The sequence below is a fragment of the Inhella sp. genome, from assembly GCF_027532025.1.
GTDB lineage: Bacteria > Pseudomonadota > Gammaproteobacteria > Burkholderiales > Burkholderiaceae_C > Inhella.
In genome coordinates, this window is record NZ_JAPZSY010000129.1 from 1 (window position 1) to 12,658 (window position 12,658).

Below are 12,658 nucleotides of genomic sequence, written 5' to 3' on the forward strand. Positions count from 1 at the left end.
TGGAAGGCAATCCGGGAGTTCAGGCCATCGGAATTGCCCCTGTCAGGGCGATCCCCCTCCTATGAAAAAGAGGGCTTGGCGGAGGTTCTTCAGGTCCGACTACATACCCGTTCGGGCTTTCAAGTTGCTGTGCGTGCTCCAGCACTTTGAGGGCCTGGGGGGACAGGTGAACCCGGAACTCACGCGCCGACTTGCGGCCATCCGTGGCGGGGAGCGTCCAAACACTGCGGTTCAGATTGAACTCGCCCCACTTGGCTTCGCGAACCTCGCCCGGGCGGGCGCCGGTCAAGAGTTGAAACTCAATCGCCAGTCGCGTTGCAGGCCACAGCTTCGAGCGCTCAAGCTCAGTCAGCAGGGCAACTAACTCGGAGTCGTTGGCGGCATTCACCGGGGCAGGGCGGTAGGGGCGCGGGTTCTCTATGCCGCGCATCGGGTCGGCGCCATCAATATGGCGGCGGTTAATCGCGAATGTGACCAAGCCGCGCAAGGTGCGGTACACATGGGCGGCGGCGCCTGGGGCTCCCCGCTTGCGCGGGGCGTCGATACAAGCTTGAAGGGCCTCGGGCGTCAGCTTGGCAATCTTGGCCTCGCCGATGCGGGCCTGAATGTCGGCTGTGTAGTTCTCTTGGAGTAGGGCAATGGTTCGCTCACGAACGGGGGCGCCGCCCTTGCGCTTGCTTCCGAGTCGCTTGTCGGCGATCCACTCGGCGAACACTTGGTCTACGGTGGCTTGCTCTCGCTTGGCCTTGCGGCTGAAGCGTGCCTCCAGCACGGGGTGATCCGCCTCGCCCTTCTTGGCGGCTTCGTGCGTTTCCTTGTGGCGCAAAACTTCAGCCTTGGCCTGGGCCAAACCGATGGCGTCCAGAGACCCAAGCGACAGCCAGCGCCTAGACCCGGCAACTTGGGCCCGGTAGAGCCAATGCTTGGCAGTCTCGCCGTTCGCTTTGGCGCGCAGATGCAGGTACAGGCCCGCGTCCACCATGACCCGAAGTTCGGCCTTGTCTTCGGGCAGCTTGAGTGCCTTCAGCTTGGGGTCTGTCCAAGTTACTGCCCGTGCCATCTTGTCGCTCCAGTCCGTGTACCACGCCGTGTACCGTTTCGTGTACCAGAATAGGCGGATACGGACGGAAGGTCAAGGACGAAACGGGAAACAACGTCAATCAAAACAATGGCTTGCGGGGCTTCGTGGGCTGGCTGAAAACGCTATGCGGCTCGCCTTGTAAGCGGAAGGTCGTCAGTTCGATTCTGACAGCCGGCACCATCGTCAAACCATACGTTTGAGGCGAAGGATCCCAGGGCCGAACCGTGCTTGCAGCATGGCTTGCAGTTGCGGGTGCAGTTGCCGCAACTTGGCCGCCGCAGCGGCATGCGTCACCAACAAAGTCCATCCTTCCGCGTCCACGGCACCGGCCACCAGTGCCCCATGCAAGTGCGCCGGGGTCAGCCGCTTCACGGCGATCAACCGCTCTTGGGCAGCGCGCGCCAGCGCGGTGAGTTGGGCCAAGCCGGGATGTGCCGACAACGCCTGGGCCACCGGCATGGCGGGTGGCACGACCGGAGCGCTGCGACGGGTCAGGTAACGGGTGCTGGCCATTGGGGCAGTGTAGGCCGGCTGATAGACTCCGCGGCTTTGCCCCAGGCCCTCTGCGGCGCACGCCCGATTGCATCGCGGTCGGCCTTGAAAGGTCGGCTGGCTTGCCCCACATGCACCCGTCTTGGCCTGCACGGGCAGGTCGGTTGACGCACTTTTCCCTTCTCGAAACCATGTTGCCCCAGCTTCTGACCCGCCTTTTTGGCAGCCGCAACGAGCGCTTGGTGCGCCAGTTGCGCAAGACGGTCCAACGCATCAACGCCTTGGAGCCTCAGTACGAAGCCATGGACGATGCGGCTTTGCGCGGCCAGACCGAAGTGCTCAAAGGTCGATTGGCCCAGGGCGAAACCTTGGATGACATCTTGGTGGATGCATTCGCGGTCGTGCGAGAGGCGAGCAAGCGGGTGTTGAAGATGAGGCACTTTGACGTGCAGCTCATCGGCGGGATGGTGCTGCACAGCGGCAAGATCGCCGAAATGCGCACCGGCGAAGGCAAGACGCTGATGGCGACGCTGCCCGTCTACCTGAATGCCTTGTCCGGCAAGGGCGTTCATGTGGTGACGGTGAACGACTATCTGGCGCGTCGAGACGCTGAATGGATGGGCAAGCTGTACAGCTTCCTTGGCATGACGGTGGGCATCAACCAATCGCATGTGCCCCGGGAGGACAAGCAGGCCGCCTACAACGCCGACATCACGTACGGCACCAACAACGAGTACGGCTTCGACTACCTGCGCGACAACATGGTCCAGTCGCTCGAGGACCGAGTGCAGCGACCGCTGAATTTCGCCATCGTTGACGAGGTGGACTCCATCCTCATCGACGAAGCCCGCACGCCGCTCATCATCTCGGGCCAGGCGGACGACCACACAGAGATGTACCGCCACATCAACGCGGTGGCCCCCCGACTCAAGAAGCAGATTGGCGAGGCCGATCCCCGCACGGGCGAGGGCGTCATCGAACCGGGCGACTTCACGGTGGACGAGAAGTCGCACCAAATCTTTTTGACGGAAGCCGGCCATGAAAAGGCCGAGGAGATGCTGACCCAGGAGGGGCTGTTGCCCGAGGGGGCCAGTCTGTACGACCCAGGCTACATCTCGCTGGTGCACCATCTGTATGCCGCCCTGCGCGCGCACCACGTGTTCCAGAAGGACACGCACTACGTGGTGCAAAACGGCGAAGTCGTCATCGTCGACGAGTTCACCGGCCGCTTGATGACCGGCCGCCGCTGGAGCGATGGCTTGCACCAGGCCGTCGAGGCCAAAGAAGGCGTGCAGATCCAGGCCGAGAACCAGACCCTGGCCTCGATCACCTTCCAGAACTACTTTCGGATGTACGCGAAGCTGGGCGGCATGACCGGCACGGCCGATACGGAGGCTTACGAGTTCCAGGAAATCTACGGCCTGGAGACCGTGGTGATTCCGCCCAACCGGCCGACCATCCGCAAGGACGAACTCGACCTCGTCTACAAGACCGCGCGAGAGAAGTACGAAGCCCTCGTGGCGGACGTTCGCCGCTGCCACGAGGCCGGTCAGCCGGTGCTGGTGGGCACCACGTCGATCGAGAACTCCGAGCTGGTGTCCTCCATGCTCACGAAGGCCAAGTTGCCCCACAACGTGCTCAACGCCAAGCAGCACGCGAAGGAGGCCGAGATCATTGCCCAAGCCGGTCGTCCAGGGGTGATCACCATCGCCACCAACATGGCCGGGCGGGGCACCGACATCGTGCTGGGCGGCAACGTCGAGAAACAGGTGCAATTGCTGGAGGCCGACGAGGGCGTGCCGGCCGACGACAAGGCCCGCCGCATTCGGCAACTGCACGACGAGTGGCAAGGCCTGCACGAGCAGGTCAAGGCGGCCGGAGGTTTGCGTGTGATCGCGACCGAACGCCATGAGAGCCGCCGCATTGACAACCAGCTGCGCGGTCGCTCGGGCCGACAGGGCGACCCCGGCTCCAGCCGGTTCTACCTGAGCTTGGACGACTCGCTGATGCGCATCTTCGCGGGCGAGCGCGTGAAGTCCATCATGGAGCGGCTCAAGATGCCCGATGGAGAGGCCATCGAGGCGGGCATCGTCAGTCGCTCGATCGAAGGGGCTCAGCGCAAGGTCGAGGCTCGCAACTTCGACATTCGCAAGCAGCTGCTCGAGTACGACGACGTGGCCAACGACCAGCGCAAGGTCATCTACCAGCAGCGCAATGCCATCCTCGAGGCCGCTGACCTGCTGCCGCAGATCCGTGCGCTGCGTGAGGGCACCATGACCGACGTGGTTCGTGCCCATGCGCCCTTCGAGAGCGTGGAGGAACAGTGGGACCTCCCGGGGCTGCAGCGCCAGCTCAAGGAAGAGTGGTCCCTGGATGTGCCAGTGGTCGACGCCGCCACGAAGGCCGAGGCCTACACCGACGAGGACGTGCTGCAGCAAGTGCTCCAGGCGGCCAACGGAGCCTTCGATGCCAAAGTCGCACTCATCGGAGAGCCACAGTTCATGCCGTTCATGCGCATGGTCCTGCTGCAGAGCATCGACCAGCGCTGGCGCGAGCATTTGGCTGCGTTGGACTACCTGCGTCAGGGCATCCACCTTCGCGGCTATGCGCAGAAGAACCCGAAGCAGGAGTACAAGCGCGAGGCCTTTGAGCTGTTCTCCCAGCTGTTGGACGCGGTGAAGCTCGAAGTGACCCGTGTGCTGATGAACGTGCGCATCCAGACGCAAGACGAAGCCCAACGCGCCGCGGAGGCTGCGGCCGCTCAGGCCGAGCAGGTGCGCAACGTGACGTACACCCACCCCAACGAGGATGGTTCGGTGTCACAGGAGCCTGCCGAGGGTCCGGGTCAGGCCGATCGGTACGCTGGCGTGGGCCGCAACGACCCCTGCCCTTGCGGAAGTGGCAAGAAGTTCAAGTTCTGTCATGGCAAGCTGAGCTGAGCAGCGCTCGGCGTTGTTCAACGCAGGCTTCCTAAAATCTGCCGGGCCTTGCCCGGCTTTTTTCTAGGTCGGCCCGTCCGGTTTTTCCATTCTTGCCATGCCTGTCCAACTCCAACGCCCCGATCCCGCCTCACTCCTGCCCGTGCCCGGCCTGCGCATCGGCACCACGATGGCGGGCATCCGCAAGGCCCACCGCCGTGACTTGTCGGTGTGGTTGCTCGACCCCGGGACGCGCGTGGCCGGCGTGTTCACCTTGAACCGTTTCTGCGCCGCGCCGGTTCAACTGTGTCGCGAGCATTTGGCCCAGGGCGATGACATCCGGGCCTTGCTCATCAACACCGGCAACGCCAACGCAGGCACCGGGCACGATGGCTTGGACCGCGCGCGTCGCAGCTGTCAAAGCCTGGCGGCGCGTTTGTCGCTGTCGCCCCACCAGGTCTTGCCCTTTTCCACGGGCGTGATCATGGAAACCTTGCCCGTCGAACGCATCGAAGCGGGGCTGGAGGCTGCCGTGTCCACCGCCCGCGCCGATGCCTGGGCCGAGGCCGCTGAGGCCATCATGACCACGGACACCTTGCCCAAGGCCGCCTCGCGGCAGGTGCAAGTCCAAGGTCGAACCGTGACCCTCACCGGCATCGCCAAAGGAGCCGGCATGATTCGGCCCAACATGGCCACCATGCTGGGTTTCGTGGCCACCGACGCCTGCCTGAGCGCTGGTTTGATGGCGCGACTCGTGAAGGCGGCAGCGGATGCCTCGTTCAATCGAATCACGGTCGACGGTGACACCAGCACCAACGACAGCTTCTTGCTCGTGGCCACGCAACAGGCCGGGCATGCGCCCCTCAACGATTGGGACGACCCCGACACCGTGGCTTTGCGCGCTGCGCTCGACAGCTTGGCCGTCGAATTGGCTCAGGCCATCGTGCGAGACGGCGAGGGCGCCACCAAGTTCATCAGCGTGCAGGTGGACGGCGGTCGCGACGCTGGCGAGGCGCGTTTGGTGGCCTACGCCATCGCGCACTCGCCCTTGGTCAAGACGGCCTTCTTCGCCAGCGATCCCAACCTGGGGCGCATCCTGGCGGCAGTGGGCTATGCCGGCGTGACCGATCTCGACCCGACCTTGATCGATCTCGATTTGGGCGATGTGCCCGTCGTGCGCCAGGGCGGTCGTCTGCCCAGCTACGTGGAGGCGGACGCGGCCCGCGTCATGGCGGGCAGCGATGTGCTCGTGCGAGTGAACCTGAACCGCGGTTCGGTCAGTGAGACCGTTTGGACCTGCGATTTCAGCGAAGCCTACGTGCGCATCAATGCCGATTACCGGTCCTGAGCGCGCGGCCGCCATGGCCGGCCCACGGGGCTCAGAACGTCACGGAGCGCGTGCGCCAGCCCCGTGCCACCATCGTGGCGTTCAAGATGGCGGCTTCCTCCCGCGTGGCGAAGGGGTAAACCGCGGCCCGCCAGCCCTCGGGGGTTTGCATCACCTCGGCCTTCAGGCCCGTTTGTGATGCCATCGTGACCTTGAGGTGTTCGGTCATCCGCACCAGCATCGCCTCGGCCTCGGCCTGGCTTTGGAAGCTGGGGCTGACCAGCGCGATCAAGGGCCCGCTGGAGGCGGCGCCTGGGCGGATTTGATCGGGCGTTGCGGCCCCTTGAGCGGCCCCCTGAGCGGCCCCCTGAGCGGCTCCGGGTTCGGCGGTGACATCCGGGGCGACCCGACGCCCCGCCCCGTCGGTCGCACTCGCCGAGGCGTCGGGTCGGTCGGCCAGCATGGGGCGCGGTGGAGGGCCTCGTCGGTTAGGCAGGGGCTTGACGAGTTGGGGGCGGATGTCCGGAGCCGACGCCGGCCGGTCGTCCGCTTCGGCCGAGGCGGCAGCGGCTGGTTCGCTGGCGGGTGTTGAGCTGGCGTCGGCAGCCGCCGAGGCTGCCGAAGGTGTTGAGGGTGCTGAGGCGGGTGCTGAGGCGGGGCCACTCGCCTCCATGGGGACACTCGCCGCCAATGGGGGGGGCGGCGATGGACGGGTCGAAGGGGCGGGGTGGTCGGGCCAGGCGAGCACCGCCCCAGCCACCAGCAGGGCCATGCCGCAGGCCAGCGCCGCCGCCAGCCGGCCGCGGTGCCATTGCCGCGGGCCGAGCACCGCGCCGCCGTCTGGGGCGACCAGCACCCGAGATCGAGCCTCGCCGATGTCGATGGCGGCGCTCAGCAACCAGAACTCCGAGGGCCATCCCCCGACCGAGTGCTCGGCCAGCGTCGCGTCCACGTCGATGCGCCTTTGCGGCCAGTTGTCGTGGTCCATGGGCGGCTGGCTGACGCCGTGCCGCAGCGCGAATGCCGCGGCACTGCGCGCGGACACGCCATCGATGAAGGTCTCGCTGAACACGGCGCGGCTGCCCAACTTGGGAGCCCGGCGCGGCCATGGCCACCAGCGCCGCCAGCCTGCCGATGCAGACGGGCTCGCTGTGCCGACCGAGGCCGAGGCGCTTGTGGGCGCATCCATGCTGGGTTCGACCCCCTGGGGAGGACGAAGGAAGGGCAGTGCGACCCAGCCGATGCTGTGCACCCGGTCGACATCTATGTGTCGAGCGATCGGGTGGCGGTTGTGCCACGCCACCACGGCGTCTTGGATGTCTCGAGGCGAAAGGGGACTCATGGACATGGCGCGCACATGGTAGGTCGACAATCCCGCGCATGACCCACTGCGAACCCGATGCCCTGATCCAGTTTGAGGCTCATCTGCGCGAGGCCTTGCACGGGCGTCAGGCTTGGTCGCGCGCACAAATGACCGCGCCTGGGGGCGGCGATGGCGCTGACCTGCAGCGTGTGTTGCTCAGGCCCGTGATCCTCAAAGGTCAGCCGCGGGTGCAATGCGTTTGGCGCCATGCGACGCGCGACCTCACCCAAAACCTGGGTGCGGACGAGGCCTGTGAGATGGTGCGGAGCCATTTGGGGTCGGCGTTCCGGGCCGCGGCGCTTTGGACCGACACCGTGCACTGGCAACTGGACATCCGCAAGAAAGGTGCGCGTCTGACGCGGCACGACGTGACCCCAGGCGGAGCCCAAGCGCCGGCGGCGGATCCCGGGGCCCACAACCGCGACAAGGTCCGGTGGTTGGATGCCGAGGACCCCGTTTGGCGTGCGCTCGGCCTGATGCACGACGGTCCTCAGGGACGCGCGGTGCCGGTGCCTGCCATGGCGCGAAAGTGGCGCCAAATCAACCATTTCGTGGAGATCTTCGACGCCGCATTGCGGCAGGCCAACGTGCCCCTCGACCACCCGGTTCGGGTCGCCGACTTTGGCTGCGGCAAGGGCTACCTGACCTTCGCCGTCCATGCCCACCTTCGCGCCCTGGGCCGCGAGCCGCAGGTCTTGGGGGTCGAGTTGCGCCAGCCTTTGGTGGCAGAGTGCCAAGCGCTGGCGCGCCGTTTGGGCCTCGTCGGTTTGGACTTTGCCCAGGGCGATGTGGGGCATCAAACGGTCCAGCCGCTGGACGTCATGATTGCGCTGCACGCCTGCGACACGGCGACCGACCATGCGCTGCACCACGGGTTGCGGGCCGGTGCGTCCATCGTGCTCACGGCCCCGTGCTGCCACAAGCAATTGCGAGGGCAAATGCAGCCACCGGGCGTGCTGCAGCCCTTGTTCAAGCACGGTGTGCACCTGGGCCAGGAGGCCGAAATGCTCACCGACGGTCTGCGCGCCCTGCTGATGGAGGCCCAGGGCTTCGAGACTCAGGTGTTCGAGTTTGTCAGCCTCGAGCACACCCAAAAGAACAAGATGATCCTGGCCACCCGACGGCGCCAGCCGCAGCCGGCACGGCAGCAGCTCGCGCTGACTCAAGCGCAGGCCCTCAAATCGTTTTGGGGCATTCGGGAGCAGGCCCTGGAGCAGCTTCTGTTGTCCTGAGGCGCTCCGGGAAGACATTCCCCCCGGAGCCTCGGGACGGCAACTCCATCGGGTGCGGGCCGGACGCTGATGCGTGGGGCGCCACCCGAGCGGGTGCCGGCAAGAAGGCGTTGTCGCGGCTTGCCAGACGGCGCGCGCAGCCGCACGCAACCCGAGCGCCATGGCCTCGGGTCGCGAGCCGCGATGCAGGCTGCGCGTGGTCATGGGCGGTATCTTCGGGCTTGGTGGGGTGGCTCAAACCAGAAGTAGGGCGGGTTTGTCCAGCCAGCTTTTTGGACGATGAAACCGTCCGATTCACTGGGAAATGCCAGGGGGCGAGGCCCCGGTTGGTCTGGGGCATGGGGCTAGAATCGCGCTCGATCAAATCAACCGGCAGAGTGGGCGCCAGCTCAGGCTGCCGGTTTCACGTTGGGCACCACCCAAGTGACCCCCTGCTCACGGACACCACGCGCAGACATGAACCACACGCAATCCCCCCTGCACCGCCTTGGCGTTTGGGCCCGGCACGGCTTGGCCGCCAGCGCTTTGATGGCAGCCCAAGCCAGTTGGGCCGTCAACGATTTGCCGGGTGGCCCGGCCGTCAATCAGGTGAACCTGCACCCGCCGGTCACCCAGATTGCCGAGTGGCAGATGGGCTTGCACAACATGATGTTGTGGCTGTGCACGGCCATCTTCGTGGCAGTGTTTGGCGTGATGTTCTATTCCATCTTCAAGCATCGCAAATCGCGCGGCGCCAAGTCGGCGAACTTCCACGAGTCGGTTTCGGTGGAGATCGCCTGGACCGTTGTGCCCTTCCTGATCGTCATCGCCATGGCCTTGCCGGCGACCAAGGTCGTGGTGGCCATGAAGGACACCACCAACGCCGACCTGACCATCAAGGCAACGGGTTACCAGTGGAAGTGGGGCTACGACTACCTGAAGGGCGAAGGCGAGGGCATCGCCTTCTTGTCCACGTTGGATCCGGCGCAGCGCGCCATGAGCGACAGCGGTAAGCCGGAGCAGGTCGACAATTACTTGCTCAAAGTGGACAACCCCCTCGTGGTACCGGTGGGCAAGAAGGTACGGATCATCACCACCGCCAACGACGTGATCCACGCTTGGATGGTGCCAGCCTTCGGGGTGAAGCAAGACGCCATTCCGGGTTTCGTGCGCGACACCTGGTTCCGCGCCGAGAAGGAGGGCGATTACTACGGGCAATGCGCCGAGTTGTGCGGCAAAGAGCACGCCTACATGCCCATCCACGTAAAGGTCTTGAGCCACGCTGACTATGCCGCTTGGGTCGACACCAAGAAGAAGGAAATGGCCGCCAAGGCCGACGATCCGAACAAGGTTTGGGACTTGGCCGGTCTGATGGCCCGCGGCGAGAAGGTCTACAACGCCAACTGCGCGGCCTGCCATCGGGCTGACGGTAAAGGTGCCGGTCCGATCAAGGCGCTTGATGGCAGTGCCCTGGTGTTGAACGACCCTCAAAAGCAGATTGAGATCTTGCTCAAAGGTGCCGGCAACGGTGCCATGCCTGCGTGGCGTCAGCTGAATGACACCGAACTCGCGGCCGTCATGACCTACACCAAGAATTCCTGGAGCAACCAGACCGGCAAGGTGATTCAGCCTGCCGAGTTCGCGGCCGCTCGCGCCAAGTAATCAGCCGAGGACGACAAGATGAGCGCTGTACTCGACCCCCACGGCCACGCGGCCGGCCACGACCACCATCACGATCACCATGCTCCGACTGGCTGGCGTCGCTGGGTGTTCGCCACGAACCACAAGGACATCGGCACGATGTACTTGTTGTTCTCGTTTGCCATGCTGATGATCGGCGGCTTGCTGGCCTTGGGCATCCGCCTCGAGCTGGCCAAGCCCGGCTTGCAGTTCGTGAACCCTGAACTGTTCAACCAGTTCACCACCATGCACGGCCTCATCATGGTGTTCGGCGCCATCATGCCGGCCTTCGTGGGTTTTGCGAACTGGATGATCCCGCTGCAGATCGGTGCCAGTGACATGGCCTTCGCGCGGATGAACAACTTCAGCTTCTGGCTGATGATCCCCGCGGCCATCATGCTTGCGGGCTCGTTCTTCATGCCAGGGGGCGCCCCGGCCGCCGGCTGGACGCTTTATGCGCCGCTGACCCTGCAAATGGGTCCTTCGATGGACGCAGGCATTTTTGCCATGCACATCCTGGGTGCCTCGTCCATCATGGGCTCGATCAACATCATTGTCACCATCTTGAACATGCGCGCTCCGGGCATGACCTTGATGAAGATGCCCATGTTCTGCTGGACCTGGTTGATCACCGCCTATCTGCTGATCGCCGTGATGCCTGTGCTGGCGGGTGCCATCACGATGACCCTGACCGACCGTCACTTCGGCACGACCTTCTTCAACCCGGCAGGTGGCGGTGACCCTGTCATGTACCAGCACATTTTCTGGTTCTTCGGTCACCCCGAGGTCTACATCATGATCTTGCCGGCCTTCGGCATCGTGAGTCAGATCGTCCCGGCTTTCGCCCGCAAGAAGCTGTTCGGTTACGCCTCGATGGTGTACGCCACCGCCTCGATCGCCATCCTGTCGTTCATCGTGTGGGCCCACCACATGTTCACGACGGGCATGCCGGTGACCGGACAGCTGTTCTTCATGTATGCCACCATGTTGATCGCCGTGCCCACGGGCGTGAAGATCTTCAATTGGATCGCCACCATGTGGCGCGGCTCGATGACCTTCGAGGTGCCCATGCTGTGGGCCGTCGGGTTCATCTTCGTGTTCACCATGGGCGGCTTCACCGGCTTGATCCTCTCTGTGGCGCCCGTGGACATCCAGATCCAGGACACCTACTACGTGGTGGCCCACTTCCACTACGTGCTCGTGGCGGGCTCGTTGTTCGCGCTGTTCGCCGGCGTGTACTACTGGGGCCCGAAGTGGAGCGGGGTGATGTACAGCGAGTTCCGTGGCAAGGTCCACTTCTGGCTGTCTTTGCTGTTCTTCAACATCACCTTCTTCCCGATGCACTTCCTGGGGTTGGCCGGCATGCCGCGTCGTTATGCCGACTACCCGTTGCAGTTTGCCGATTTCAATTTGATCGCCTCGATTGGTGCATTTGGTTTCGGCTTCATGCAGGTGTACTTCTTCCTGTTCATCGTGCTGCCCATGATGCGCGGCAAGGGTGAAAAGGCGCCGCAGCGCCCCTGGGAGGCGGCAGAGGGTCTGGAGTGGGAAGTGCCTTCGCCGGCGCCGTTCCATACCTTTGAAAACCCGCCGAAGCTGGATGCGACGGCGACCAAGATCGTCGCTTGATCATGGACGAATCCCAACGCAAGGCCAACCGTCGGTTGGGTCTCATCTTGGCCAGTGTGGCTTTGGCCTTTGCGGTGGGCTTCATGGTGAAGATGGCATTTCTGGGCGGGTGAGAGCGTGAGCCAATGGCGCCGAGCGCTGCACCGAGACAACCTGCACTTGGTGGGCAAGTTGGTCTTGGTGTGCGCCATGATGTTTGGTTTCGGGTACGCACTCGTGCCTCTGTATCGCGCCATTTGCGAGGCGCTGGGGATCAACGTGCTCAGCGAAACCGAGCGCCGCGACCAGGTGAAAAACACGCAGGTCGACACCACACGCCTCATCACCGTGGAGTTCGATGCCAACGCTCGCGGTCCGTGGGACTTCAAGCCCGCCAAGAACTACGTGCAGGTGCACCCGGGTGAGTTGGTGACGGTCAACTACACCTTCCGCAACCGCCAAGACCGCACGATGGCTGCTCAGGCCATCCCCAGCTACGCCCCCAAGCAGAGCATGGCGCACTTCCACAAGTTCGAGTGCTTCTGCTTCAACGAGTACACCCTGGCGCCTGGGGAAGAGAAAGAGTGGCCTGTGGTCTTCGTGGTGGACCCCAAGTTGCCCAAGGATGTGAAGACCATCACGCTCTCGTACACCTTTTTTGAGGTGCCGGGCAAGAAGCTGGCTAGGGGCCCGTCTCCTGCGGTGTCGGCCAAGGGGGGCGCTTGAGCCACGACCCTGCACGTGATTTGCGCGAGGCCGTGGCCCGCCCGCTTTCGTTCGGTCAGACCGTGCGCGCGGTGGCGTGGTCGTTTTTTGGTGTGCGCAAGGGGGCGGAGCATGAGCGGGACATGGCCCGGCTCAACCCTTTGCATGTGATCTTGGCTGGAATCATCGGCGCCGTGCTTTTCGTGCTGGCGTTGGTGGTCCTGGTGAATTGGGTGATTGCCAGCGGCGTGGCCCGCTGAGCAGCCGAGACTG

11 protein-coding genes and 1 tRNA gene are annotated in these 12,658 nt (G+C 64.4%); 9 read left to right on the forward strand and 3 right to left on the reverse strand.

Features of this window, described 5'->3' with window-relative positions:
• Window positions 1–19: 19 nt before the first annotated feature.
• Complete coding sequence (locus O9335_RS15370; protein WP_298389682.1) at window positions 20–982, reverse strand: tyrosine-type recombinase/integrase; 963 nt, start codon at window positions 980–982, stop codon at window positions 20–22.
• Between the two features lie 207 nt (window positions 983–1,189).
• Between O9335_RS15370 and O9335_RS15375 the strand changes: the two genes are divergently transcribed.
• A tRNA-OTHER gene (locus tag O9335_RS15375) sits at window positions 1,190–1,261 on the forward strand.
• A gap of 3 nt (window positions 1,262–1,264) precedes the next feature.
• Here O9335_RS15375 and O9335_RS15380 read toward each other — a convergent pair.
• Window positions 1,265–1,594 carry a hypothetical protein gene (locus O9335_RS15380; protein WP_298389684.1) on the reverse strand — a complete coding sequence of 110 codons (330 nt, stop codon included), beginning with the start codon at window positions 1,592–1,594 and terminating at the stop codon, window positions 1,265–1,267.
• Window positions 1,595–1,764: 170 nt separating this feature from the next.
• Between O9335_RS15380 and secA the strand changes: the two genes are divergently transcribed.
• Window positions 1,765–4,512, forward strand: a complete 2,748-nt coding sequence (gene secA, locus O9335_RS15385; RefSeq protein WP_298389686.1) for a preprotein translocase subunit SecA — start codon at window positions 1,765–1,767, stop codon at window positions 4,510–4,512.
• Window positions 4,513–4,609: 97 nt separating this feature from the next.
• Entirely contained in the window at window positions 4,610–5,839 is a 1,230-nt protein-coding gene (gene argJ, locus O9335_RS15390) for a bifunctional glutamate N-acetyltransferase/amino-acid acetyltransferase ArgJ (protein WP_298389688.1), read from the forward strand.
• 31 nt (window positions 5,840–5,870) lie between these two features.
• Here argJ and O9335_RS15395 read toward each other — a convergent pair whose 3' ends face one another.
• Window positions 5,871–7,166, reverse strand: coding sequence for a hypothetical protein (locus tag O9335_RS15395; protein ID WP_298389690.1), 1,296 nt, complete (start codon window positions 7,164–7,166; stop codon window positions 5,871–5,873).
• A gap of 32 nt (window positions 7,167–7,198) precedes the next feature.
• On the opposite strand from O9335_RS15395, the gene O9335_RS15400 reads away from it, so the two are divergent.
• From O9335_RS15400 to O9335_RS15425, 6 genes are all read left to right on the forward strand, one after another.
• Window positions 7,199–8,413, forward strand: coding sequence for an SAM-dependent methyltransferase (locus tag O9335_RS15400; protein WP_298389693.1), 1,215 nt, complete (start codon window positions 7,199–7,201; stop codon window positions 8,411–8,413).
• Between the two features lie 528 nt (window positions 8,414–8,941).
• Window positions 8,942–10,054: a cytochrome c oxidase subunit II gene (gene coxB, locus O9335_RS15405; protein WP_298389742.1), complete on the forward strand. Its 1,113-nt coding sequence runs from the start codon at window positions 8,942–8,944 to the stop codon at window positions 10,052–10,054.
• 18 nt (window positions 10,055–10,072) lie between these two features.
• Window positions 10,073–11,701, forward strand: a complete 1,629-nt coding sequence (gene ctaD / locus O9335_RS15410; RefSeq protein WP_298389695.1) for a cytochrome c oxidase subunit I — start codon at window positions 10,073–10,075, stop codon at window positions 11,699–11,701.
• A gap of 2 nt (window positions 11,702–11,703) precedes the next feature.
• Window positions 11,704–11,814: a cytochrome oxidase small assembly protein gene (locus O9335_RS15415; RefSeq protein WP_298389697.1), complete on the forward strand. Its 111-nt coding sequence runs from the start codon at window positions 11,704–11,706 to the stop codon at window positions 11,812–11,814.
• Between the two features lie 4 nt (window positions 11,815–11,818).
• The gene (locus O9335_RS15420) at window positions 11,819–12,406 is read left to right on the forward strand and encodes a cytochrome c oxidase assembly protein (RefSeq protein ID WP_298389699.1); all 588 of its coding nucleotides are present in this window, start codon (window positions 11,819–11,821) and stop codon (window positions 12,404–12,406) included.
• Between the two features lie 20 nt (window positions 12,407–12,426).
• Window positions 12,427–12,645 carry a DUF2970 domain-containing protein gene (locus O9335_RS15425; RefSeq protein ID WP_298389701.1) on the forward strand — a complete coding sequence of 73 codons (219 nt, stop codon included), beginning with the start codon at window positions 12,427–12,429 and terminating at the stop codon, window positions 12,643–12,645.
• Window positions 12,646–12,658 lie beyond the last annotated feature (13 nt).